This is a genomic window from Mesorhizobium sp. W050, from assembly GCF_054719535.1.
Genome location: NZ_JBTTIH010000001.1, coordinates 3661915 through 3686989, shown reverse-complemented (window position 1 = coordinate 3686989; position 25075 = coordinate 3661915). Strand labels below are relative to the sequence as shown.

General features: G+C 63.8%; 19 protein-coding genes and 1 tRNA gene. 9 read left to right on the top strand and 11 right to left on the bottom strand.

Translation table 11 applies throughout. The features are described 5' to 3' along the window. The first annotated feature begins 224 nt into the window (after positions 1 to 224). From ACYG9Y_RS18050 to ACYG9Y_RS18040, 3 genes are read left to right on the top strand one after another with little or no spacing between them, the layout of a single operon-like run. On the top strand, positions 225 to 1148 hold the full coding sequence (locus ACYG9Y_RS18050) for an ABC transporter permease (protein ID WP_023738526.1): 924 nt from the start codon (positions 225 to 227) through the stop codon (positions 1146 to 1148). Positions 1149 to 1157: 9 nt separating this feature from the next. Next, positions 1158 to 2285, top strand: coding sequence for an ABC transporter permease (locus ACYG9Y_RS18045; RefSeq protein WP_023670736.1), 1128 nt, complete (start codon positions 1158 to 1160; stop codon positions 2283 to 2285). Positions 2286 to 2332: 47 nt separating this feature from the next. Further along, positions 2333 to 3952: an ABC transporter ATP-binding protein gene (locus ACYG9Y_RS18040; RefSeq protein WP_023738527.1), complete on the top strand. Its 1620-nt coding sequence runs from the start codon at positions 2333 to 2335 to the stop codon at positions 3950 to 3952. A gap of 42 nt (positions 3953 to 3994) precedes the next feature. Here ACYG9Y_RS18040 and ACYG9Y_RS18035 read toward each other — a convergent pair whose 3' ends face one another. Both ACYG9Y_RS18035 and ACYG9Y_RS18030 read right to left on the bottom strand, forming a co-directional pair. Then, a complete protein-coding gene (locus ACYG9Y_RS18035) occupies positions 3995 to 4333 on the bottom strand; it encodes a hypothetical protein (protein WP_023705463.1) in 339 nt (112 codons plus the stop codon). Positions 4334 to 4501: 168 nt separating this feature from the next. Then, positions 4502 to 4578, bottom strand: a tRNA-Pro gene (locus ACYG9Y_RS18030). 200 nt (positions 4579 to 4778) lie between these two features. Between ACYG9Y_RS18030 and ACYG9Y_RS18025 the strand changes: the two genes are divergently transcribed. Together ACYG9Y_RS18025 and ACYG9Y_RS18020 are read left to right on the top strand one after the other, a co-directional pair. Then, positions 4779 to 6299 (top strand): phosphomannomutase/phosphoglucomutase, encoded by a 1521-nt coding sequence (locus ACYG9Y_RS18025; RefSeq protein WP_023738528.1) that lies wholly within the window; start codon positions 4779 to 4781, stop codon positions 6297 to 6299. 11 nt (positions 6300 to 6310) lie between these two features. Continuing rightward, the gene (locus tag ACYG9Y_RS18020) at positions 6311 to 8548 is read left to right on the top strand and encodes a mannose-1-phosphate guanylyltransferase/mannose-6-phosphate isomerase (RefSeq protein ID WP_023732060.1); all 2238 of its coding nucleotides are present in this window, start codon (positions 6311 to 6313) and stop codon (positions 8546 to 8548) included. A 73-nt stretch (positions 8549 to 8621) separates the two neighbouring features. Here ACYG9Y_RS18020 and betB read toward each other — a convergent pair whose 3' ends face one another. Genes betB through betI form a run of 5 tightly spaced genes read right to left on the bottom strand, consistent with a single transcriptional unit; the run spans position 8622 to position 14922 of the window. Then, positions 8622 to 10085 carry a betaine-aldehyde dehydrogenase gene (betB, locus tag ACYG9Y_RS18015; protein WP_023709830.1) on the bottom strand — a complete coding sequence of 488 codons (1464 nt, stop codon included), beginning with the start codon at positions 10083 to 10085 and terminating at the stop codon, positions 8622 to 8624. Between the two features lie 51 nt (positions 10086 to 10136). Then, a complete protein-coding gene (gene betA, locus ACYG9Y_RS18010) occupies positions 10137 to 11789 on the bottom strand; it encodes a choline dehydrogenase (protein ID WP_023687207.1) in 1653 nt (550 codons plus the stop codon). 3 nt (positions 11790 to 11792) lie between these two features. Continuing rightward, positions 11793 to 12797: a threonine/serine dehydratase gene (locus ACYG9Y_RS18005; RefSeq protein ID WP_023738529.1), complete on the bottom strand. Its 1005-nt coding sequence runs from the start codon at positions 12795 to 12797 to the stop codon at positions 11793 to 11795. Then, a complete protein-coding gene (gene betC / locus ACYG9Y_RS18000; protein ID WP_023738530.1) occupies positions 12794 to 14323 on the bottom strand; it encodes a choline-sulfatase in 1530 nt (509 codons plus the stop codon). Before betC ends, ACYG9Y_RS18005 begins: the two co-directional genes overlap by 4 nt. A gap of 8 nt (positions 14324 to 14331) precedes the next feature. Further along, complete coding sequence (gene betI, locus ACYG9Y_RS17995; protein WP_023738531.1) at positions 14332 to 14922, bottom strand: choline-binding transcriptional repressor BetI; 591 nt, start codon at positions 14920 to 14922, stop codon at positions 14332 to 14334. Between the two features lie 189 nt (positions 14923 to 15111). Between betI and ACYG9Y_RS17990 the strand changes: the two genes are divergently transcribed. Beyond that, complete coding sequence (locus ACYG9Y_RS17990) at positions 15112 to 16278, top strand: acetyl-CoA acetyltransferase (RefSeq protein WP_023738532.1); 1167 nt, start codon at positions 15112 to 15114, stop codon at positions 16276 to 16278. Positions 16279 to 16305: 27 nt separating this feature from the next. After that, on the top strand, positions 16306 to 17310 hold the full coding sequence (locus tag ACYG9Y_RS17985; RefSeq protein ID WP_023738533.1) for an asparaginase: 1005 nt from the start codon (positions 16306 to 16308) through the stop codon (positions 17308 to 17310). Here ACYG9Y_RS17985 and ACYG9Y_RS17980 read toward each other — a convergent pair. Continuing rightward, positions 17303 to 18658 carry a TIGR03808 family TAT-translocated repetitive protein gene (locus tag ACYG9Y_RS17980; RefSeq protein ID WP_023738534.1) on the bottom strand — a complete coding sequence of 452 codons (1356 nt, stop codon included), beginning with the start codon at positions 18656 to 18658 and terminating at the stop codon, positions 17303 to 17305. The genes ACYG9Y_RS17985 and ACYG9Y_RS17980 overlap by 8 nt on opposite strands. Positions 18659 to 18798: 140 nt before the next feature. Here ACYG9Y_RS17980 and greA point away from each other — a divergent pair, with 140 nt between their 5' ends. After that, positions 18799 to 19272 carry a transcription elongation factor GreA gene (gene greA / locus ACYG9Y_RS17975; protein ID WP_023738535.1) on the top strand — a complete coding sequence of 158 codons (474 nt, stop codon included), beginning with the start codon at positions 18799 to 18801 and terminating at the stop codon, positions 19270 to 19272. Between the two features lie 7 nt (positions 19273 to 19279). On the opposite strand, the gene ACYG9Y_RS17970 is transcribed toward greA, so the two are convergent. From ACYG9Y_RS17970 to ACYG9Y_RS17960, 3 genes are all read right to left on the bottom strand, one after another. Next, a complete protein-coding gene (locus ACYG9Y_RS17970; RefSeq protein WP_023670750.1) occupies positions 19280 to 19516 on the bottom strand; it encodes an AbrB/MazE/SpoVT family DNA-binding domain-containing protein in 237 nt (78 codons plus the stop codon). 64 nt (positions 19517 to 19580) lie between these two features. Further along, a complete protein-coding gene (gene scpA, locus ACYG9Y_RS17965; protein WP_023738536.1) occupies positions 19581 to 21701 on the bottom strand; it encodes a methylmalonyl-CoA mutase in 2121 nt (706 codons plus the stop codon). Then, the gene (locus ACYG9Y_RS17960) at positions 21698 to 23140 is read right to left on the bottom strand and encodes a methylmalonyl-CoA mutase subunit beta (RefSeq protein WP_023715685.1); all 1443 of its coding nucleotides are present in this window, start codon (positions 23138 to 23140) and stop codon (positions 21698 to 21700) included. The genes scpA and ACYG9Y_RS17960 overlap by 4 nt, the downstream gene beginning before the upstream one ends. Positions 23141 to 23488: 348 nt before the next feature. On the opposite strand from ACYG9Y_RS17960, the gene ACYG9Y_RS17955 reads away from it, so the two are divergent. Next, the gene (locus tag ACYG9Y_RS17955) at positions 23489 to 25033 is read left to right on the top strand and encodes a helicase HerA-like C-terminal domain-containing protein (protein ID WP_023715684.1); all 1545 of its coding nucleotides are present in this window, start codon (positions 23489 to 23491) and stop codon (positions 25031 to 25033) included. Positions 25034 to 25075: the final 42 nt, after the last annotated feature.

Sequence of the window (25075 nt, the reverse complement as noted above, 5' to 3'; positions counted from 1 at the left end):
ATGACAATGTGATGGACATCCATCCGTCCCGCTTCGTCTCCAAGGACTGATAATCATCCTTGACTGGACCGCCGCGCCCCATTTGGGCGCGGCGGACTGGTCGGTCATCGCACCGGTCCGAAAGTCGTGGTCGATTTTCGGCAAGCCCGGTGCGAAGATTTGGCGCCGGAGCGTGGCAATGCGTCCGCATGGACGTATGTCGCTCTGGCCGAAGCGGGGCGCCGATGCTGCGATACATCTTACGGCGGCTTCTGACTGCCATTCCGACGCTGTTCGTCATCGTGACCATGGCGTTCTTCCTGATACGCGTCGCACCGGGCGGCCCCTTCAATCAGGAGCGGGGCCTCAGTCCCGAGATCAGGGCCAATCTGGAAGCACAGTTCGGCCTCGACGATCCGCTCTGGCTGCAATATGCCCACTATCTCGGCAATCTTCTGCGCGGCAATTTCGGGCCGAGCTACAATTTGCCTGACTTCACCGTCACCGAACTGTTTGCCAAGGGGCTGCCGATATCGGTCCAGCTCGGCACCTCGGCGCTGATCCTGGCGCTGCTGCTTGGTTCGGTGCTCGGCACCATCGCCGCGCTCAACCAGAACAAGCTTGGCGACTATGCGGTGATTGCGCTGGCGACCGCCGGCAGCACTATCCCCACCTTCGTCATCGCTCCTGTGATTCAGCTGGTGTTCGGATTGACCTGGAAGCTGTTGCCGATCGGCGGCTGGGGTGATGGCGCATTAATCAACAAGATCGGCCCGGTGCTGACGCTGGCCTTGCCGCAGATCGCCATCGTTGCCCGCCTGATGCGCGGGTCGATGATCGAGAGCTTGCGTTCGCATCATATCCGAACGGCGCGTGCGCTCGGCCTCTCCGACTGGTCGGTGGTGGTCAAGCACGCGCTGCGCGGCGCCATCCTGCCGATCGTTTCCTTCACCGGCCCCGCAGCCGCGGCGCTGCTCACCGGTTCGGTCATCGTCGAGACCATCTTCTCCATTCCCGGTGTCGGCCGCTATTTCGTCGATGCCGCGCTCAACCGCGACTACACGCTGGTGATGGGGACCGTGGTGGTGATCGCGCTCTTCACCATCGTCTTCAACCTGATCGTCGACGTCATGTACGCGGTCGTCGACCCGAGGGTACGCTATGACTGAGGGTGCGCTATGACTGACATCACAGCCGCCGCCGCTCCGCCGGCCGTCGTCGGCCGCTCGCTCTGGGGCGACGCATGGGCGCGCCTCAAAGCCAACCGCGCCGCCATGTTCAGCCTCTATTACCTGGCCTTCATTGGCGTCATCAGCATCTTCGGCCCCTGGTTCGTGCCGCATCAGTACACCACCATCTATGCCGACTATGTGCGCACGCCGCCAAGCTTTTCAGCCTATCCGAAGCCCGACATGATCGAGACGGCGCTCAAGGATGCCATCAAGCGCATGCGCGTCGACATCAAGGAGTGGAAACTGGACGGCAGTCGCGTCACCGTCACCGTCACCTCGACCAAACCGATCGACGACCGCAACATCCGCTATCTTGACCGCTCCGATGCCTTCGACGATACCAAGATAGAGAGCAAATCGGCCGACGGGCTCGAATTGACTATGACTGCGTCGGTCAAACAGCAGTACTTCCTGTTCGGCACCGACAACACCGGTCGCGATCTTCTCTCGCGAACGCTGATGGCAGGGCGCATCTCGCTGGCCATCGGCCTGCTTGCTGGCATTGTCGCCGTGGTCATCGGCGTCCTCTACGGGGCGGCGGCCGGCTTTTCCGGCGGCAAGATCGACGAGGTGATGATGCGCATCGTCGACGTGCTCTATTCCTTGCCCTTCATTTTCTTTGTCATCATGCTGGTGGTGTTCTTCGGCCGCAATTTCGTGCTGATGTTCCTGGCGGTCGGGGCGGTGCTGTGGCTCGACATGGCGCGCATCGTGCGCGGCCAGGCGCTGTCGATCCGGCGGCAGGAGTATGTCCAGGCGGCCGAAGCCATGGGCGTCGGCCAGCGCGGCATCCTGCTGCGCCATGTCATCCCCAATCTGCTCGGACCAGTGGTGATCTACATGACGCTGCTGGTGCCGCAGGTCATCATCCTGGAAAGTTTCCTGTCCTTCCTCGGCCTTGGCGTGCAGGAACCGATGACCAGCTGGGGCGTGCTCATCTCCGTCGGCGCCAAGAACATCGGCACCGCCAACTGGCTGCTTTTGTTCCCCGCCTTCTTCCTCGTGTCGACGCTGTTTGCACTGAACTTCGTCGGCGACGGCCTGCGCGACGCGCTCGATCCGAGAGACCGATGAAGATGGGACCGATAAAGATGGGGACCGATAAGATGGGGACCGTTGCGATGGAAACGCCCGAAACGATCCTCAGCGTCAAGGACCTTCGCGTCCGCTTCCGCACGCTCGACGGCGCGGTCGAAGCGGTCAAGGGCATCAACATCCACGTCAAGGCAGGTGAAACCGTTGCCGTGGTCGGCGAATCCGGATCCGGCAAGAGCCAGACCATGATGGCGGCGATGAGCCTGCTGGCGTCCAACGGCGAGGCGACGGGTCACGTCGATTATCGCGGCCGCAACCTTTTGACCATGAGCAAGCCCGACCTCAACAAGGTGCGCGGCGCCAAGGTCAGCATGATCTTCCAGGAGCCGATGACCTCGCTCGATCCGCTCTATTCGATCGGCAACCAGCTTATCGAACCGATCCGCAAACACCGCGGGCTGAACGCAGCCGAGGCACGGAACGAGGCGCTCAAGTTGCTCAGGCTGGTGCATATCCCCGATCCCGAGCGGCGGATGAAATCCTATCCGCACGAAATGTCGGGTGGCCAGCGCCAGCGCGTCATGATCGCCATGGCATTGGCCAACGACCCCGACATCCTGATCGCCGACGAGCCGACGACGGCGCTCGACGTCACCATCCAGGCGCAGATCCTGGTGCTGCTCGCCGAACTGCAGCGCAAGCTCGGCATGGCCATCGTCTTTATCACCCACGATCTCGGCATCGTCCGGCGCTTTGCCGACCGCGTCTATGTCATGCGCTATGGCGAGGTGGTCGAGGAAGGCGAGGCGGAAGCACTTTTCGCCAACCCGCAGCATGCCTATACCAAAATGCTGCTGGCCGCCGAACCGACCGGCACCAAGGCGGCGCCGCCGTCCAGCGCTCCTGTGCTGCTGGAGGGCCGCAATGTCGAAGTGACCTTCAAGATCGGCGGCGGCTTCCTTGCCGGCGAACCGCTGCTGCTACGCGCCGTCGATCACATTTCGATCCGGCTGAAGCGCAACCAGACCATCGGTATAGTCGGCGAATCCGGTTCGGGAAAATCGACGCTCGGCCGCGCACTTCTGCGCCTGTTGCCCAGCGACGGTGTCATCCGCTTCGGCGACCGCGACATCTCCACCGCCGACCGCCAGGCGATGCGGCCGCTGCGACGTGAGATGCAACTCGTCTTCCAGGATCCGTTCGGCTCGCTGTCGCCGCGCATGACCGTCGGCCAGATCATCACCGAAGGGCTTCTGGTGCATGAGCCGAACCTGTCAGGTAAGCAACGCGATCAGCGCGCCGTCGAGGCCTTGCTCGAGGTCGGCCTCGACCCCAACGCACGCAACCGCTACCCGCACGAATTCTCCGGCGGCCAGCGCCAGCGCATCGCCATCGCGCGTGCCGTGATCCTGAAGCCCAAACTGGTGGTGCTGGACGAGCCGACTTCGGCGCTCGACCGCTCGGTGCAGAAGCAGATCGTCGAATTGCTGCGCAAGCTGCAGGCCGACCACGAACTGTCCTACCTCTTCATCAGCCACGATCTCTCCGTGGTGCGCGCCATGGCCGACTACATCATCGTCATGAGGCAGGGCAAGATCGTCGAGGAAGGCCCGACGGAAGAGATCTTCAGCAACCCGCAGGCCGCCTACACCCAGACGCTGATGGCTGCGGCGATCGATGTGACCCGGTTCCGGTTGAGTGCTTGAGATAGTCGCGTGAGGTTAATCAACAGGGCAGGGCCGAATCGCTCAGCCCGCTGACCTGGGGCATCGGCTGGTCCTCGTGGCGACAATGGCCGCCTCGCGCTCTTTCAGCCGTTCGATCCTGGCCGTCTCGCGGTTGGCGACGGCGCTCTTGACGCGTGCCCCGCCGAGCAGCCAGTTCGGCACGCTGGTGTTGGCGACCTTGCCGCGGGTGATGGCGGTTTGCGAGATGTCGCGCGCGGTATCGCCTACGGCGGTGTTGAGCTCGGCGCATGTCATGCTGTCGTATTTCGCCGGGTTCACCGCGCTGCCCAGCGATGAGCAGCCTGCCGCCAGGGACAAAGCGAGCAGCGCTGACAGCCGGCTTGAAATCAACAAATTCATCTTCCGCAAACCTCGTTCCGGCCGCTGTCTCGGCGGCATTCCTATTATCGAGGTAGCGCGGAAGGTTGTCGCGTCAAAACACCATGCTGACAGCGACGCCGACGCGGGCGGTTTGCATCAAGCTATCTTGTGGGTCGGGAGAACAAACACCTAAGTGTCTGTTTTTTCTGGTCGGAGTGGCAGGATTTGAACCTGCGACCCCCTCGTCCCGAACGAGGTGCGCTACCAGGCTGCGCTACACTCCGTGACCAGACCGCGGGCTTATAGCTGCCGCATACCGTTCCTGCAAGCGGCAATGGCAGCGCTTCTGTCGCATTTCGTTGGCTTTCGTCGGGCATTGCCGCAAAGCTTGGCTTTCCCTCCCGGGATAAACCCGGCTTAAAGCCTTGTGTGCTAAGTCGCAGCCTCGATAGATCGTGTTTTCGCCATCTGGAGCTTTGCTGCCTTGCCCCTGAAAATCGTAGGCGACGCCCGGCCCAACAGCTTCGAATTCGAAACCGAAGCGCTGATCAAGGCGTCCGGCTTTCGCGAATACGACGCGCGCTGGTGGTTTGGCCATGCCGGTTCGACGCAACCGCCGGACCTGAACCTGATCGGCGTCCAAGCGTTGGGCATGGGCCTGGGCACTTTGATCCGCCGTCTTGGCGCGGGTCCCGACATCGTCACCGGGCATGATTTCCGTTCCTATTCGCTTGCCATCAAGCTGGCGCTGGTTTCCGGCCTGATGGCTGCGGGCGCAAAGGTGAAAGACATTGGCCTGGCGCTGTCGCCCATGGCCTATTTCGCCCAATTCGCGCTCGACGTGCCATCCGTCGCCATGGTCACGGCGTCGCACAACGAGAATGGCTGGACCGGAGTCAAGATGGGTGCGGCGAGGCCGCTCACCTTCGGACCGGAGGAGATGAGCGCACTGAAACAGATCGTGCTGTCGAGCGACTTCGATCTTGCCGGCGGCGGCTCTTACGAATTCGTCGCCGGTTTTCGCGAGACCTATCTCGACGATCTGGTCGGCGGCAAGCACATCGCGCGCAAGCTCAGGGTTGTGGCCGCTTGCGGCAACGGCACTGCCGGCGCCTTCGCGCCACAGGCGCTGGAGCGCATCGGTTGCGAGGTGATCCCGCTCGATGTCGAGCTCGACCACAGTTTTCCGCGCTATAACCCGAACCCGGAAGACATGCAGATGCTGCATGCCATCAGGGACAAAGTGCTGGAAACAGGTGCCCATGTCGGCCTGGGTTTCGATGGCGACGGCGACCGTTGCGGCGTGGTCGACAATGAGGGCAACGAGATTTTTGCCGACAAGGTCGGCGTCATGCTCGCGCGGGACATATCAACCCAATATCCCGGCTCGACCTTCGTCGTCGACGTCAAGTCGACCGGCCTGTTCAACACTGACAGCGTGCTCCAAGCCAATGGCGCCGTCACCGATTATTGGAAGACCGGCCATTCCTATATCAAGCGCCGCGTCGCCGAGCTTGGCGCCGTCGCCGGCTTCGAGAAGTCGGGCCATTTCTTCTTCAATCCGCCGATCGGCCGCGGCTATGATGACGGTCTCATCACGGCAATAGCCATATGTGAGATGCTCGTCCGCAACCCCACAAGTTCGATGGCCGATCTCTATCGCGCGCTGCCGCTGACCTTCGGCACGCCGACCATGTCGCCGCATTGCGCCGATGACGTGAAATACGGCGTGGTCGATCAGGTGGTGGCGGACTTCCAGGCGATGCAGCGCGCCGGCAAGGCTTTTGCCGGCCAGAAGATCGCTGACCTGATCACCGTCAACGGCGTGCGCATCGTGGCCGAAGATGGCACCTGGGGCCTGGTACGGGCGTCGTCGAACAAGCCGGAGCTTGTCGTGGTTGTCGAAAGCCCGGTATCGTCCGACCGCCGCCGGCAGATGTTCGAGGCGGTCGACGCCGTGCTGCGCCGCAGCCCCGAAGTCGGCGCTTACAACCAGACGTTCTGATTGGACCTTTCATGAGCGAGCGCATCGTCAGTTTTGTCATGAGCGGCGGTGTCGGCTCGCGCCTGTGGCCGCTGTCGCGCCAGGACAACCCGAAACAGTTCCACGATCTCTCCGGCGACGGCTCGATGCTGGCCAAGACCTTGCGCCGGCTGACGGCGCGGCCGGAAGGTGAGACGCCGATCTTCCTGATCGCCGCCGAGCGCCATGCCGAGCGTGTCCATGCCGACCTTGCCGGCCTCGACCTCGCCGGCGGTGGCCCGCTGTTCGAGCCGACCGGGCGCAACACGGCTGCCGCCGTGGCGCTGGCCGCGTTGCGCACATTGTCGGAGTTCGGCGACAGCCTGGTGCTGGTGGTGCCGTCAGACCATGAAATCGCCACGCCCAAGCAGTTCTGGCAGAGCGTCGAGGCTGGCAGCCTGGCAGCCCTTTCCGGCCGTCTGGTGGTGTTCGGCATCAAGCCGACGCAGCCCGAGACCGGCTATGGGTATATCGAAGTCGCAGCCGAAAGCGGCGGCGTCTTCGACGTGTCGCGCTTCGTCGAAAAGCCCGACCTCGCCACCGCGCAGAGCTATCTCAGTGCGGGCACCTTCTACTGGAACACCGGCATTTTCCTGTTTCGCGCCAGCGCCATGCGCGATGCATTTGCGGCCTTCCAGCCCGACATCTGGCAGGCCACCCAAGCGGCCTACAAGGCAGCGACTTCGGATCTGTCCGGCCTCTATATGCCGCTCGACCTCTACGCCGCCATCCCGTCGAACTCGATCGACTACGCCATCATGGAGCGGGCCAAGGACATCGTCATGGTACCGGCCGGCTTTCGCTGGAACGACCTCGGCTCCTGGCAGTCGCTGCTCGATGTCGGCCCTGCTGATGCCAATGGCAATGTCGTCGTCGGCGATGTTGTCGCCATCGATTGCGAGAACTCCTACATCAGAAGCGACGGCCGGCTTTTGTCGGCTATCGGCATGAAGGACGTCGCGATCGTCTCGACGGCGGACGCCACCTTCGTCGCACCGGTCAGCCACAGCCAGCACGTCAAGAAGATCGTCGAGCAGCTGGAGAAATCGGGACGGCTGGAAACCAGGTTTACGCCGGCACACGACCGCGTCATCGAGAGCGGCGCCTGGCGTCGGCGCGTGCATCACTGGCTGTTCGAGGAGACCTTGCCGCTGTGGTCAACTTCAGGCGTCGATGAGCGTCATGGCGGCTTCCACGAGGCGCTGGGTTTCGATGGCAATCCGCTGTTGAAGCCCAAGCGTATGCGCACGACGGCCAGACAGGTCTATGCCTTTGCGGTCGCCAGGGCACGCGGCTGGGACGGTCCGGCGGACCGGTTGATTAGCCACGGCATCGCCTTCATGGCCGGCAAGGGCCGCACCGAGAGAGGCGGCTGGGTGCGCACGCTCAATGTCGACGGCTCCGTCGCCGACCCAACCGAGGATGCCTACGACCATTCCTGCGTGCTGCTGGCGCTGGCGCATGCGCATATGTGCGGCAATCCGGATGCGCTGCGGCTGGGCCAGGAGACCTTCGTGTTCCTCGACGCGCATCTCGAGGACAGCCGCATGACCGGCTTCCTCGAGACGTCGGACGGCGAGGGCGAGCGGCGCTCCAACCCGCATATGCATCTGCTCGAGGCCTTCCTCGCCTGGTATAAGGCGACCGGCGACCGCACCTATCTGCGCCGCGCCGCGCGCATCATCGACCTTTTCCGCAGTCATTTCTTCGATGCCGAGAGCTGGACGCTGGGCGAATATTTCGACGCCGGGTGGAAGCCGGCCGCCGGCGAGAAGGGCACATGGACCGAGCCCGGCCATCATTTCGAATGGGCCTCGCTGCTCACCGATTTCGTCGCCCGCAGCGGCCAGGGCGAGTTGAGCAATTTTGCCCGCAAGCTCTACGCCTCGGCCATCGCCAACGGCCTCAACCGCGCCACCGGCCTTGCCTACGGCGCGGTCTCCAGACAGGGCCTGCCGCTCGACCTTGTGTCGCGGAGCTGGCCACAGGCCGAAGCGATCAAGGCGGCGATTGCGCTGGATGGCTCGGGTGGTCCCGACCTCAAGCCCGAAATCGAGGCGCGCGTCGGCCGGCTATTCCGCTGGCACATCGACCCGGCGCCGCTCGGCCTGTGGATCGACCGCATCGACGAACGCGGCCGCTCCTTGGCATCGGACGTGCCGGCCAGCATCTTCTATCATCTGGTCTGCGCGCTGACGCAGTATCTTGATGGGACAGCGCAGAAGGGGTGAGGTTGTTGAGAGGCCGGTGCGAGGCACCCCCCTCTGCCGTGCAGGGCAGAGGGGGGTGCCTCGCGCCAACCCCTCAATACGGGCTCGCTACATCCCCGGTCTCGACATACACCGCCTTCAGCTGCGAATAGAGCGCTAAAGCCGCCAGCGAGTTCTCGCGCCCGATGCCGGATTGCTTCACCCCGCCAAACGGAATTTCCACCGGCGTCAGATTGTAGGCGTTTATCCAGCAGGTGCCGGCCTGCAGTTCGGCGATCACCCTATGAGCGCGCTGCAGGTCGCGGGTGAAGACGCCGGCGGCGAGGCCGAATTCGGTGTCGTTGGCGCGGTCGATCACCTCGTCCTCGCCGTCGAACTTCAGCACGCTCATCACCGGCCCGAAAATCTCCTCGCGCGCAATGCGCATCTTATCGGTGACACCGGTGAACACGGTTGGTTCTACAAAGAAGCCGCCATCGAACCCTTGCAGCGACGGCACGTTGCCACCGCAGGCGAGCGTTGCTCCATCCTGCCTGCCGGCCGCGATGTAGGAAACGACCTTCTCCTGCTGCGCCTTGTTGACCAGCGGCCCCATCTGCGTCTCAGGATCGAGCGGATCGCCGATGCGGATCTTTTTCGTCCGCTCGACCAGCCGGTCGACGAAGCGGTCATGGATGCCGCTTTGTACGAAAACACGCGTGCCGTTGGAGCAGATCTGCCCGCTCGAATAGAAATTGCCGAGCATGGCGCCGCCGATGGCGTTTTCGAGATCGGCATCGTCGAACACGATCAGCGGCGACTTGCCGCCGAGTTCCATCGTCGCATGCTTCATCTTCGAACCGGCGAGCGACAGCACCTTGCGGCCGGTCGGCACCGAGCCGGTCACCGAAACCTTGGCAACGACATCATGGCCGACGAGGCCGGCGCCGACTTCGCCATAGCCTTGCACGACGTTGAACAGCCCGTCGGGCAGGCCCGCCTCTGAGTAGATCTCGGCCAGCGCCAGCGCCGACAGCGGCGTGTTCTCCGAAGGCTTGAATACCATGGCGTTGCCCATGGCGAGCGCCGGGGCGGATTTCCAGCCGGCGATCTGGATCGGATAGTTCCAGGCGCCGATGCCGACGCACACACCGAGCGCCTCGCGGCGCGTATAGGCAAAAGGTCCACCAAGATCGATCGCCTCGCCGTTGAAGGCGGCAACCGCGCCGCCGAAATATTCGAGGCAGTCGGCGGCCGATAGTGCATCCGCCACCAGCGTCTCCTGGATCGCTTTGCCCGTGTCGAGCGTCTCGATCCGCGCCAGATCGGCGTTGCGCGCGCGCAAAATGTCGGCGGCGCGGCGCAGGATGCGGCCACGCTCGACCGGCTTCATCCGCGCCCAGGCCGGTTGTGCGGCCCGCGCGGCTTCGATGGCGAGCTCCAGCACGTTCGGAGTCGCCGAATGCAAAGTGGCGATGACCTCACCGGTCGCCGGATAGATCACCGGCAGCGGCGCGCCGCCTTCGTCCTCGATGTAGCGGCCGTTGACATAGTGCGATGCCGTTGGCTGGGCGCGCATGCTGTTCTCCAGATGTATTCGCTATTGCGGAGCAGTCCGCCGGACAATGCCCTATCGATCCGCCACCTGCCAGCGCGGATTGATCCAGGGTTCCTGGTTGGATGGCGCCAGCGGCGTGCGGCCGAGAATGTGGTCGGAGGCCTTTTCGCCGGTCATGATCGAGGGCGCGTTGAGATTGCCATTGGTGACGCGCGGGAAGATCGAGGAGTCGGCGACGCGCAGGCCGTCGACGCCGATTACCCGGCACTCCGGATCGACCACGCTCATGATGTCGTCGGCGCGGCCCATCTTGCAGGTGCCGCACGGGTGGTAGGCACTCTCGGCATGATCGCGGATGAAGGCGTCGAGATCCTCGTCCGACTGGACGTGCGAACCCGGCGAGATTTCCTTGCCGCGAAAGCCGTCAAAAGCCTTCTGGCGGAAGATCTCGCGGGTCAGCCGGATGCAGTGGCGGAACTCGGTCCAGTCGTCTGGATGCGACATGTAGTTGAAGCGGATGACCGGCGTCGCTTTCGGGTCGGGAGAGCGCAGCGTCACCGAGCCGCGCGACTTCGACCGCATCGGCCCGACATGGGCCTGGAAGCCATGGGCCCTCGCCGCCGCCTTGCCGTCATAGCGCACCGCAGCCGGGATGAAGTGATACTGGATGTCGGGGTAGTCGACGCCGGCCTGCGAGCGCACGAAGGCCGCGGCCTCGAAATGGTTGGTGGCACCGAGGCCGGTCTTGAAGAACAGCCACTGCGCCCCGATCAGAGCCTTGGAGAATGGGTTGAGAACCGAATTCAGCGTGATCGGCTGGGTCGATTCCTGCTGGATGTAGAGCTCCATATGATCCTGCAGATTGCGGCCGACACCGGGCCGGTCGGCCACGACCTGGATGCCGTTCTCCTTGAGATGCGCGGCCGGGCCGATACCGGATAGCATCAGGATCTTGGGCGAATTGATCGATGACGCGGCAACGATCACCTCACGTCGCGCCTTAACGACCTGAATCTGTTTGTGAGCTTCGATCTCGACGCCGACAGCGCGCTGATTCTCGATGATCACACGACGGGCGAAGCCTTTGATCACGCTGACATTTTGCCGCTTGAGCGCCGGCTTCAGATAGGCTGATGCGGCCGACCAGCGGCGGCCGCCGCGTATGGTCTGCTCCATCGGCCCGAAGCCTTCCTGCTTCGAACCATTGTAGTCGTCGGTCAGTTCGAACCCGGCTTGGCGGCCGGCCTCGACAAAGGCGCCGTAGAGCGGATTCTTGCGCGGGCCACGCTGGACGTGCAGCGGGCCGCCGTGGCCGCGCCAGCCGTCCTCGCCCCCGTCACTGTCCTCCATGCGCTTGAAATAGGGCAGCACGTCGGCGAAGCCCCAGCCGGCCGCCCCCTGTTCGGCCCAGTGGTCGAAGTCGCGTGCGTGGCCCCTGACATATACCATGCCGTTGATCGAGGACGAGCCGCCGATCACCTTGCCGCGTGGCGTCGCCAGCACGCGGCCGCCGAGATGCGGCTCTGGTTCGCTGGCAAAGCCCCAGTCGTAAAGGCTCATGTTGAGCGGGATCGACAGCGCCGACGGCATCTGGATCAGCGGCCCGATATCGGTGCCGCCGAACTCGATGACGATCACCGAATGCTTGCCGTCTTCCGACAGCCGGTAGGCCATGGCCGAGCCGGCCGAGCCGGAGCCGATGATGACGAAGTCTGCTTCAAGCATGGTTCACATGCGCCCATCGTTCATATGCGAAATAAAATCGGCGAGCGAGACATTGCCGCCGGTAGCCATGACCAGGACCGTTTTACCCGTCACATCCACCTTGCCGCCGAGCAGCGCCGCCAGAGAGGCGGCGCCTGACGGCTCGAGCACCAGCTTCATCCGCTCGAAGGCGATCTTCATCGCTCGCCTAACCGATTGGTCGTCGACGGTGATGCCGCGCACGCCAGCGGTCTTGACCGCCGCGAACGGCGCGTCGCCCGGCCGCCGCGACATCAGCCCGTCGCAAATCGATTTCGGCGCGATCGGCATGGTCTCGATGGCGCCATGCGCTAGCGATGCACCCATGCCGTTGAAGCCTTCCGGCTCGACGCCGATGATCTCGGTTGCCGGCGACAGATAGTGGAAGGCGAGCGACATGCCGCCGATCAGTCCGCCGCCGCCGACCGAGCAGAACAGAAGGTCGGCACTGGCGTCCTTTGCCTCGAATTGTTCGAGCGCTTCGAGCCCGGCGCCGGCCTGGCCGGCAACGATCTCCGGATCGTCGAATGGATGCAGCAACGCCAGCCCTTCGGTCTCGGCAATCTCGCAGGCCTTGGCGGCTGCGACCTCTTCACGGGCGCGCTCGCCATGATCGGTCAGCACGACGCGCGCGCCATAGCCTGTGGTCGCATCGCGCTTGGCGGCCGGCGCGTCGATCGGCATGACGATGGTGACGGGAATGCCGAGCGCCTGGCCGGCAGCCGCCAACCCTTGCGCGAAATTGCCGGAGGAGTAGGCGACGACGCCTTTTATGGCCTCGTCCGGCGACAGCCGCTTCAACCGCCAATAGGCCCCGCGCACCTTGAACGAGCCGGCCCATTGCAGTGATTCCGGCTTGATAAAGACGCGGGCCGCACCCGTCTCCTTGGCCAAGGCTGTCGATTCCAGCAACGGCGTGATCTGCGTCGCCTTCGACGTCACGGCATAGGCCTGTCTGAGGTGCTCGAGGGAGGGGACAATTGTCATCATTCGCCTCGCGGAAAGCGTTTCTGTTCCTCGAGATTGTCGAGGTTCATGTGGTTGCGCATGTAGCGTTCCGACGCCTTCTGCAGCGGTTGGAACTCCCAGGGGTAATGCGTGCCGTTGCGTAGCGCCGGATAGACCACCCAGCGCCGCGCCTGGCTGGTACGCACGGCGGCGTCGAAGGCGGCCATGTCCCAGCGCGCTCGTACGGCTCCCGTGAAGGCCGCCACCAGATCGGCATGCGTCGGATCGGTGGCAAGATTGGTGAGTTCTTGCGGATCGGCTTCGAGATCGAACAGAAGCGGCGGATCGATCTCGCAATGGATGAATTTATAGCGGCCGTCGCGGATCGCCACCAACGGCGCGTTGGAGCCTTCGGCGGCATACTCCATCAGAACTGGAGCATCGCGTTTCGTGCCCTCGAGCAGCGGCAGCAGCGACTGGCCGTCGGTCCACGGCGCGATCGCCGAGATGTCGATGCCGGCGAGATCGCACAATGTCGGCGTCACGTCGAGATTGGAAACCGGCGCGTCGATCAGCCCCGCGGCAACGCCCTTGCCGGCGATCATCAGCGGCACCCGTGCCGAGCCCTCGAAAAAGTTCATCTTGAACCACAGGCCGCGCTCGCCAAGCATATCGCCATGGTCGGAGCAGAACAGGATGACCGTGTCGTCCAGCATGCGCGTACGTTCCAGCACCGACATCAGCTCGCCGACCTTGTCGTCGAGATAGGAGATGTTGGCGTAGTAGCCGCGCCGCGAGCGGCGGATCTGCTCCGGCGTGATGTTGAAACTGTCGTAGTCGCTGGCCCGGTAAAGCCGTTGCGAATGCGGGTCCTGATGGGCATAGGGGATGAATCCCACCTCCGGCTCAAGCGCCGGACAGTCTTCATAGAATCCCCAATATTGCCGCCGTGCGACATAGGGGTCGTGCGGGTGGGTGAAGGAAACCGTCAGGCACCAGGGCCGGCTGGCCTCGTCCTCGGAGGTGCGGGCAAGATCGTAGAGTTTTTGCACCGCGTGGAAGGCGACCTCGTCGTCATACTCCATCTGGTTGGTGATCTCGGCGATGCCGGCGCCTGTCACCGAACCCAGATTGTGATACCACCAGTCGATGCGCTCGCCAGGCTTGCGGTAATCCGGCGTCCAGCCGAAATCGGCGGGATAGATGTCGGTGGTCAGCCGCTCCTCGAAACCGTGCAACTGGTCCGGCCCGACGAAATGCATCTTGCCCGACAGGCAGGTGTAGTAGCCGGCGCTGCGCAGATGATGCGCATAGGTCGGGATCGAGGAAGCGAACTCGGCGGCGTTGTCATAGACCTGGGTGCGCGACGGCAATTGCCCGCTCATGAAGGCGGCGCGGCCCGGCGCGCAAAGCGGCGAGGCCGTGTAGTTGTTCTGGAAGCGCGCGGCACGCGCGGCCAGCGCCTTGAGGTGCGGCGCATACAGGAAGTCCGCCGGCCCGTCCGCAAACAGCGTGCCGTTGAGCTGATCGACCATGACGATCAGGATGTTGGGTCGCCTTGATATCACTGAGGCTGTCACTGTGTCTGTCGCCCGCCGAGTTTGATTTCGAGATAATCTTCGACCAGCGCGATCGCGGTTTGAGCATCCGGCACGCCGTCCTTCAGCGCGCGCCTGATGTACAGCCCGTCGATCATCGCCGCGACCGCTTCCGCCGCGCGGTCGGCTTCGTCGCGCGGCAGTATGCCGATCAGTCCGCTCATCAGGTTGGACTGTAGTCGCCGCGCATAGACCCTGAGCAGCCGGCGCAAGGCCGATGATTTCTGGGCCTCGACATAAAAGGCGAGCCAGGCGGCAATGGTTTCCGGTCGGAACTGGATGTCGGAGAAGTTGACGGCCACAACCGCCGAGACGCGTTCGCGCGGCGAGCCGGCCGATTGCAGGGCGCGCCGCATGTCGATGGTCAGCTCGGCCAGTATGTGCCGCATCGTCGCCAGAAGGAGCTCGTCCTTGGCGCCGAAATAATGATGGGCGAGGGCTGAGGATACACCGGCACGGCCGGCGATCTCCGACATGGTCACATCAAGCGAGCCGCGCTCGCCGATCGCCGAGATCGTCGCGTCGATGAGCGCCTTGCGGCGCAACGGTTCCATTCCGACTTTCGGCATTGGGGAGATCCAGATCAAAACAGAGATTATTTTTTATTGACGGATCAATCAATAAAAAACTCGCGCTCGGATCAACCGATCGTGTCGCTCTGGCCCATCCCTTGGACTGGAAAACGGTTCACTGTTGAACAATATTAGAGGCTGATGCCGCGCTATGACATGTTAGGCTTGCGGCGAACGGAGGTTGCCATGACCGGATGCATCGTCGGCTGGGCGCATTCGCGCTTCGGCAAGCTTGAAGGCGAGACGCTCGAGGGCCTGATCACAAAGGTCGCGGTCGACGCGCTCGACCATGCCGGCATTGGCCCGGACGAGGTCGACGAGATCGTGCTCGGCCATTTCAACGCCGGCTTCTCCCCTCAGGATTTTACCGCCAGCCTGGTGCTGCAGGCCGATGACCGGCTGCGCTTCAAGCCGGCGACGCGGGTCGAGAACGCCTGCGCCACGGGTTCGGCAGCGGTCCGCCAAGGCATCCGCGCCATCGACGCCAATGCCGCCCGCATCGTGCTGGTGGTCGGTGCCGAGCAGATGACGACGACGCCCGGCCCCGAGATCGGCAAGAACCTGCTCAAGGCTTCCTATCTGCCGGAAGAGGGCGACACGCCGGCCGGTTTTGCCGGCGTCTTCGGCAAGATCGCACAGGCCTATTTCCAGCGTTATGGCGACCAGTCGGATGCGCTGGCGATGATCGCCGCCAAGAACCACAAGAACGGCGTCGACAATCCGTACGCGCAGATGCGCAAGGATTTCGGCTACGAATTCTGCCGCCAGGAAAGCGAGAAGAACCCCTTTGTGGCCGGTCCGCTGAAGCGCACCGACTGCTCCCTGGTTTCCGATGGCGCCGCCGCTCTTGTGCTCACCGACACCTCGACGGCGCTGAAGATGCGCCGCGCCGTCGCGTTCCGCGCCAACGAGCATGTTCAGGATTTCCTGCCGATGTCGAAGCGCGACATCCTGTCCTTCGAAGGCTGCGAGCAGGCCTGGAACCAGGCTTTGAAGAAGGCCGGCGTGACGCTCGACGACCTCTCCTTCATCGAGACGCATGACTGCTTCACCATTGCCGAGCTGATCGAATATGAGGCGATGGGCCTGGCCAAGCCGGGCGAGGGCGCCAGGCTGGCGCTAGATGGCACGACGGCAAAGGACGGCAGGCTGCCGGTCAATCCTTCGGGCGGGCTGAAGGCCAAGGGCCATCCGATCGGCGCCACCGGTGTGTCGATGCATGTGCTGACCGCCATGCAGTTGACCGGCGAGGCAGGCGGCATCCAGGTGCCGGACGCAACGCTTGGCGGCATCTTCAACATGGGTGGCGCTGCCGTCGCCAACTACGTTTCCATCCTCGACCGGATCAGGTAGAAGCGGCCCGTATTTTTCGGGGTGGTGATGACAAATCCGGTTCTGGTCGAAGTCTTGCGCGGCGCGATCGTCGAGAGCGCCCATCGCGGCGCTGTCGCAATCTTTGACGGTGACGGCAAGCCTGTCCTGGAGATCGGCGATACGGCGCGGCCGGTGTTTCCGCGCTCGGCGGTCAAGGCGATCCAGGCGCTGCCGCTGGTCGAAACGGGTGCCGCCGATGCCTATGGCTTCGGCGACCGCGAACTGGCGCTGGCCTGCGCTTCACATTCAGGCGAACCCGCGCATGTCGAACTGGCGCAGGCGATGCTGGCCAAGGCCGACCTCGACAAGTCGGCGCTGGAATGCGGCGCGCATTGGCCGTCGAGCCACGACGCGACGATCGCACTGGCCCGCACAGGCGTCTCGCCGAACGCACTGCACAACAATTGCTCGGGCAAGCATTCCGGATTTCTCTGCACCTGCGTGCACTCAGGGATTGCCCACCAAGGCTACGTCAAGGCAGGCCATGGTTTGCAGGAGATGGTGCGCGATGCCATGCAGGCGGTGACCGGCGCTGCCCACGATGCGGATCACCGGGCAACCGATGGCTGCTCGATCCCCACCTATGCCGTGCCGCTGAAAAGTCTTGCCCTTGGCTTTGCCCGCATGGCGACGGGCAGGAGCTTTGGCCCTGAGCGTGCCAAGGCGGCCAAACGCCTGCTGTCTGCCTGCATGGCCGAGCCTTTCCTGGTCGCCGGCACCGGCAAGGCCGATGTGGCGCTGATGCAGGCCGCGCCCGGCCGCATCTTCGTCAAGACGGGCGCCGAGGGCGTCTATTGCGCCGCCGTCCCGGAGCTTGGCCTCGGCATCGCGCTAAAATGTGATGACGGCGCCGGCCGCGCCGCCGAGGTGATGATTGCTGCTGTGCTGGCAAAACTTCTCAGCGCCGACGCCGTGCTGGCGGCCAACCTTCTGGAACAGACCAATCCGCCGATAGAAAGCCGCATCGGCGCCAAGGTCGGCTCGCTGCGGCCGACGACGACGCTCAGCTGACCCTGTTTCGCTCGACCGTCAGGTGCGCATAGCCGCTATCGCTCGACCGCGCGAGGTCGCCGGTCGCCCGTTCGGCCCAGCGCTGGCCGATGATGGCGCCGTTCTTGGCGCCGTCGATGACGTTGTCGGAAATGATGGCGTTTCCAGCGCCTTCTACCACAGTGACGGCGATGCCGGTTCCGGCCTGACGGATGATGTTTCCCGTCGCCACAACATTGCGCATATAAGCGCCCCAGCCGATCTGCATGCCGTAGAGCGGCGCGTTCTCGATGACATTGCCCGAGACGGTGGTGTCGGCCTCGACGCTGATACCGACGCCGAAGCCCGGCGCGTCGGCGGGGTAGGGGCCGGTGGTCGAGAGGTTGCGCACGATGTTGTTTGAGCAGACACCCATACGGCCGCCGTCGTTGAAATTGACGATCGAGATGCCGTTAGCGGCACCATCGACGATGTTGTTGCCGATGATGGCGCCTTCGAAGGAGAATTCGGAATAGAGCGCGGTTTCGCCCGACCGCGAGCAGGTGTTGCCGGTCATCTGCAGATTGCTGGAACTGTTGGCGCGGATCGCCGAGAAGGCGCAGTCCGAGACGATGTTGCCGGTGACCGAGACATTGCCGGCACGGAAGGCGTTGATGCCATTGCCGTTCTGCCCGGTGCCGCCGCCGCGCGCGCCGATCCGCTGCACGCGGTTGCCGCTGACGATCGTGCCGTCCTCGGCCTGCTGCCAGCGATGCACAAGAATGCCGCCATTGCCACAGTCGGATACGGTGTTGTCGGATATCGCCAGGCCAGCGGCCTCGACGGAGTAGATGCCGGCGTCCGCAGCCCCCGAAATCTCGGACCGCTCGATGCGGCCCGACGCATGCTCCAGCGCCAGCCCATGCTTGCCGCTGCCGGTGATCGTGCAATTGTCGATGACGAGATGGGCGACGCGGCGCAGGTCGAGCAGGCCTTGCGCATCGTCGGCCAACCCGCCGTTGGCGCCGTCGAAGACCAATGCGGTGAACTCTATTAGCTCGGCCTGTCCGGCCGTCAGCAAATGGCCATTGCCGCCATAGAGGATGCGCGAGGCGCCCGGCACGCCCGAAAGCCTGACGCGGGCGGGCAGGGTCAGGTTGGACACGACATAAGTGCCCGGCGGCAGGAACACCGGCGCATTGCGCTGGCTTGCCTCGGCTAGCATCGTGGCGAAGGCCTTGCTCTGGTCGTCCGGTGCGTCCGGCTCCACGCCAAGCTCGGCGGCATTGATCGAGCCAAGCGCTGCCGTCTTCGCCAAGGCGTTGTCCAGCGAAACGCCGAGCACCGCAAAGCCGACAGTCCCCTTGAGAAGCGTTCGTCTGTTCAACATCGGCACAGATCCCTGCGATGAAATGGTTCTTCGCAGGAATTGGGCCAGCCGCATAGGTCTCCGCTCGGCGATAGACCGACCAAATGACCGGGTCCGCCAAGTGGCTTGTACAGTCGCCGAAGCGGGCCTAAGTTTATCCGATGAGCAGGGCTTTCACCCGCGAGGAAGACAGCGAAAACGCCATTGCCGGCATCGGCGAGCGGCCGATCAGCCAACACCGCAATCTGGTGACGGAGCGCGGCCTGGCGATGATCGAGGACAATCTGGCCGATCTGCGCGACATCTTGGCGAAAGCCGAGCGAAAAGCCGATCGCGAGCGCATTGCCGTTGTCTCGCGCGACCTGCGCTACTGGACAGCGCGCCGCGAAAGCGCCGAGCTTTCCGTGCCGGAACCGGGCAGCGATCAGGTGCGCTTCGGCATGGGTGTCACGCTGGAAGGCGACGACGGCAAGAAAGTGCACTGGAAGATCGTCGGCGAGGACGAGGCCGACCCCTCAAAGGGCAGCATCTCACACGTCTCGCCAATGGCCGTGGCGCTGTTCGGCAAGAAGGTCGGCGACGTCGCAAGCGTCAACGGCAAGGAATGGGAAATCGTCAAGCTGTCGGAAGCCTGACGCCAGCTCACCCTATTTGCACAGCCAGCTTTCGCAACGCGGGCTCATACTTGTCCATGACATCGCGAGCAGCACGCATTTGCCGTTCGACGTCGTCACACGGCACCGGCCTTAGGATGATGCCGTCGTCGGTTTCGATGATCTGGAGTTCATCGCCCACTTGCAGGCCCAAGCTGTCGAGCGTTTCCCGCGGCAGGATTACAACGCCCGATCCGTCCTCAAGTCCGTGAATGATGGTGTTCATAGCTATACCATAGGTTGCGCCCGATATTGTAATGCAACTTTGATAAGCAGTGCAACTGTTTCAATCAGCTCGCCAGCAGCCGGTCCAGCAACCGATCCGCAGCCTCCGGAATAACCGTGCCTGGCGGGAAGATCTCCGCGGCGCCAGCTTCCAGCACTGCGCCGTAATCCTGCGGCGGGATGACGCCGCCGGCGACGATCAGCATGTCGCTGCGGCCGAGCTTCTTCAGCGCGTCGCGTAGTTCGGGGATCAGTGTCAGGTGCCCCGCCGCCAGCGACGAGGCGCCGATGATATGGACGTCCTGCGCCACCGCCAGCCCGGCGATCTCCTCGGGTGTCTGGAACATCGCGCCGACCGTGACGTCGAAGCCGAGATCGGCGAAGGCCGTGGCGATCACCTTCTGGCCACGGTCGTGGCCGTCCTGTCCCATCTTTGCGACCAGGATGCGCGGCTTGCCGCCGGACTTCTTCTCGAAAGCTTCGAGCTTCTCCAGCAATCGGTTGACCGTCAGATTGTCGCCAAGCGCATTGCGATAAACGCCGGAGATCGTTTGCACCGAGGCGACGTGACGGCCAAAGACCTTTTCGAGCGCCAGCGAGATCTCGCCGACCGTGGCATTGGCGCGCGCGGCGCGGATGGCAAATTCCAGCAGGTTTTCGTTACCCTGCGCAGCGCGGGTCAGCGCATCGAGCGCGCTCTCGACCGCGCCGACATTGCGCGTGCCTTTCAGGTTCTGCAGCTTCGACAATTGCCGGGCCTTGACCTCGGCATTGTCGATCTTCAGCACGTCGACCTCGATGTTGTTCTCGGGGCGATGCGCGTTTACGCCAACCAGTATCTGCTCGCCGGAATCGATACGCGCCTGCGTGCGCGCCGCCGCTTCCTCGATGCGCAGTTTTGGAATGCCCTGTTCGGTTGCCGCCGCCATGCCGCCAAGCGCCTCGACCTCTTCGATGTGGGCGAGCGCACGCGCCGCCAGATCATGCGTCAGCCGTTCAATATAGGCCGAGCCGCCCCACGGATCGATGATGCGGGTGGTGCCGGATTCCTTCTGCAGGATCAGCTGCGTGTTGCGGGCGATGCGCGCGGAGTGGTCGGTCGGCAGCGCCATCGCCTCGTCGAACGAGTTGGTGTGCAGCGACTGGGTATGTCCCTGCGTCGCCGCCATCGCCTCGATCATGGTGCGGGTGATGTTGTTGTAGGGGTCCTGCGCCGTCAGCGACCAGCCGGAGGTCTGGCAATGGGTGCGCAGCGACAGCGAGCGTTCATCCTTCGGTGCAAAATTCTTCTGCATCAGGGTCGCCCACAACAGGCGCGCCGCGCGGAGCTTGGCGATCTCCATGAAGAAGTTCATGCCGACCGCCCAGAAAAAGGAAAGCCGCGGGGCGAAACGGTCTATATCGAGCCCGGCGGCGACGCCGGCGCGGGCATATTCGATGCCGTCGGCGATGGTGTAGGCGAGCTCCAGGTCCGCGGTCGCGCCGGCCTCCTGCATGTGATAGCCGGAGATCGAGATCGAATTGAACTTCGGCATGTGCTGGGAGGTATAGGAGAAGATGTCAGACACGATCCGCATCGAGGGCTTCGGCGGATAGATGTAGGTGTTGCGGACCATGAACTCTTTCAGAATGTCGTTCTGAATGGTGCCGGCGAGATCCTTCTGCGCGACGCCCTGTTCTTCGGCCGCAACGATATAGAGCGCCATGATCGGCAGCACCGCGCCATTCATGGTCATCGACACCGTCATTTCGTCGAGCGGGATGCCGTCGAACAATTGCCGCATGTCGAGGATGGAATCGATGGCCACGCCCGCCATGCCGACATCGCCTGATACACGCGGATGGTCGCTGTCATAGCCGCGATGGGTGGGCAGATCGAAAGCGACCGAAAGGCCCTTTTGGCCGGCGGCGAGATTGCGCCGGTAGAAGGCGTTGGATTCCTCGGCAGTCGAGAAGCCGGCATATTGCCGGATTGTCCACGGCTGCTGGACATACATGGTCGGGTAGGGACCGCGCACGAAGGGCGGCATTCCCGGATAGGTGTCGAGATGCGGCAGCCCCTTGAGATCACCCTGGCTGTAGAGATGCTTGACGGCGATGCCTTCCGGCGTCAGCCGCTGGCCCTTGACCTCGACCGGCGCGCGCCGTGGCGCCGACCAGCCAATGTGGCTGAAATCCGGGATCACTGTGCGGCTCCGATTGCCTGGTCGATGCGGACCGGAAACAGCGCCTCGCACACCGCCACGCCCTCTGTGAAAGGCGGCCGCCGCTCAGCCGCCAGCGTCTCGACCGGGGCATCGTTTTTCAGCGGGTAAAGCGTGGTGCCGATGATTGCCCGTTCACCCGACCGGTAGGCCTCGGCGCGGCGCTCGGATGCTGCCTTGACGCGCTTCTGGATATGCCCTTGCTGCAGGCTTGCCAGAACGCCGCCTTCCGCTTCGATCCGCTGGAACTCTTCCCACGCCGCTTCGCACAGGCCCAGGGTCAGCGCCTCGACTGCGCCCGACCCAAATGCTGGGTCGGCGACATGGTCGATATGGCTTTCATTGGCCATGATCAACTGCGCATTGCGGGCGATGCGGCGGGCAAAGCCGGCCGGCAGCCCGAGGGCGATGGTGTGTGGCAGGATGGAGATCGATTCCGCGCCGCCTGCTGCCGCTGCAAAGCTGGCGATGGTGGTGCGCAGGATGTTGGTTTCGGGATCCGCCGCCGTCATCATGCGGAACGACGTCTCGGCATGGATGTTGGCTGTCGATGCCGGGATGGAACAGGTTTCCTGGATGCGCGCCCACAGCCTGCGCAAGGCCCGGACCTTGGCCATCGACAGGAACTGGTCCTGGTCGACGCTCAGCGCAAATCCGATATGGGGAGCGGCATAGACAAGCGGCTGGCGCGCATCCTCGAACATCCTGAGGTATGACACGGCGGAAGCGAGCATGGTGCCGAGTTCCTGCGCTTCCGTGGCGCCGGCATTGTGGAACACCCGCCCGTCGGCCTCCAGCAGCACACCCGGCACGCCCAGCGAGAAGAAATGCGCCAGCGATTGCGGCATCGATGCCTGCAACGCCTCGATCGACATGCGCAGCCGGCCGGTTCCGGCAAAGATTGCCGCCGGGTCGATGCCGAAGGAGAGGTTCAGCTTTGCCGGGTCGGAGCGGCGCTTGCTCAGGAACGCCACCAGCCAGTCGGCGACGGCACGGCTCCAGGGATGGGCGTCGATGCGGATCTGCGTGCGGTTGAGCGGTACGCCATCCAGCACCGTTTCCAGCGCCTGCGCCGTCCTTGGCAGGCCATAGCCGAACGCATTCGGAGCACCCTCGAAGACAAGCGACAATCCCGTGGCGCCTTGTGCCACATCGTCCAGGGCCTGCGCCTTGGCGCGGCCGATATCGGGATCGTCAATGCGCTGGCTGACGATCCAGGGCAATTTGGGGTTGGCGCGCACAAGCGGCTCGGCGCCGGCGGCGCGATCGTAGAGCGGTTCGATGCGAATCTGATCGTCGGTATGCGAGACCAGTTTTTCCTCGAAGGAGGCGCCGGCGAGCGCCTTTTCGGCCAAGGCCAGCCAACGCTGGCGCTCGACGTCAGCGGGTTCGATGCTCCTGGTCAAGGCTCCGGCGCCCATCCATGTTCCTCGTTTTTATGCGGCCGCACCAGCGTCAGCCGTCCAGTCTACGGTTCCCTGCCAGATATCGCAATGCAATGCGCTTGCGCGGTTGGGATTCGCTTCCCTGACATAGGGCAGCCTGCGTGGACGAACCATGAACGATTGCCAAACAGCGGCAAAATCCGCAAGTTCCAAAAACCGATTTGGAGGATTGGTTCAATTTAGACGATTGGCCCAATCTGGATGAATAGCCAACTGGATGGATAACCCAATTGGAGAATAGCATTGTCGCTGCGCAACGGCCTGACTATACCCTGCGGCACGGCCACAGGCTTTTAACACATCGGTTTGCGGAGACATGGCCATATGGCTGACGACACCAGCATTTTCCTCGGCGCCAGCCGCAAGCCCGACGACAGCTATCAGCGCGCCGAACAGCTCTTGCTGCAATATGGGAACCGCCATGGCCTGATCACCGGCGCCACCGGCACCGGCAAGACAGTCAGCCTGCAGATCCTGGCCGAGGGGTTTTCCAATGCCGGCGTGCCTGTGTTCTGCGCCGATATCAAGGGCGACCTGTCCGGCATTGCCATGATGGGCAAGGCGCAGGATTTCCTGGTCAAGCGGGCCGAGCAGGTCAAGCTCGACCCTTACGACTTCCAGGAATTCCCGGTCATCTTCTGGGACCTGTTCGGCGAGCAGGGCCATCCGATCCGCGCCACCGTCTCGGAAATGGGGCCGCTGCTTCTGTCGCGGCTGATGAACCTCTCCGAAGCGCAGGAAGGCATCATGAACATCGCCTTCCGCATCGCCGATGAGGATGGCCTGCTGCTGCTCGACATGAAGGATCTGCAAGCACTGCTGGCCAACATCGCAGCGCGCGCCGACGAGATCAGCTCGCGCTACGGCAATGTCACCAAGCCGTCGGTCGGCGCAATCCAGCGCACGCTTCTGGTGCTGGAACAGCAGGGTGCGGCGCATTTCTTCGGCGAACCGGCCTTGCGCATTGCCGACATCATGCGCACCACTCGCGACGGTCGTGGCGCCATCAGCGTGCTTGCCGCCGACAGATTGATGATGAACCCCAGGCTCTACGCCACCTTCCTGCTCTGGCTGATGTCGGAACTGTTCGAGGAATTGCCCGAGGTCGGCGATCCCGACAGGCCGAAGCTGGTGTTCTTCTTCGACGAGGCGCATCTGCTTTTCGACGAAGCGCCGAAGGTGCTGATCGACCGCGTCGAGCAGGTGGTTCGCTTGATCCGCTCGAAAGGCGTCGGCGTCTATTTCGTCACGCAGAACCCCTTGGATATCCCTGAAAAGGTTCTCGCCCAGCTCGGCAACCGTGTGCAGCACGCGCTGCGCGCCTATACGCCGCGTGAGCAGCAGGCGGTCAAGACCGCCGCCGACACCTTCCGGCCCAATCCCGATTTCGACTGCGCCACCGCCATCACCCAGCTCGGCACCGGCGAGGCGCTGGTCTCGACGCTGGAGGTCAAGGGCGTGCCGTCCATGGTGCAGCGGACATTGATCCGGCCGCCGTCGTCCAGGCTTGGCCCGATCACGGCGGACGAGCGCCGCAAGCTGATCGACCAGAGCCCGGTCGCGGGCCAGTACGACCAGACCATCGACCGCGAATCGGCCTTCGAGATGCTGCAGAAGAAAGCCAAGGATGCGCAGGACGAGCAGGCGCAGCAGGCCGACAGCGGGCGCTCGCGCTGGACCATTCCGGGCTTCGGCAATGACGATCCGCCGCCACAGCAATCAGGCGGTCGCCGCGCCCCGGCGCCCCGGCCCTCCAATCGCCAGACCGTGGCCGAGGCCGCGATCAAGGCGGTGGTGCGTTCGGTCGGCTCGTCGGTCGGCCGCGCGATCGTGCGCGGGATTCTGGGCAGCCTGTCCAGGGGGCGATGAAAAGTGTCAGCCAGCCCGCCTCGGACATGATCAGCGGCCAAA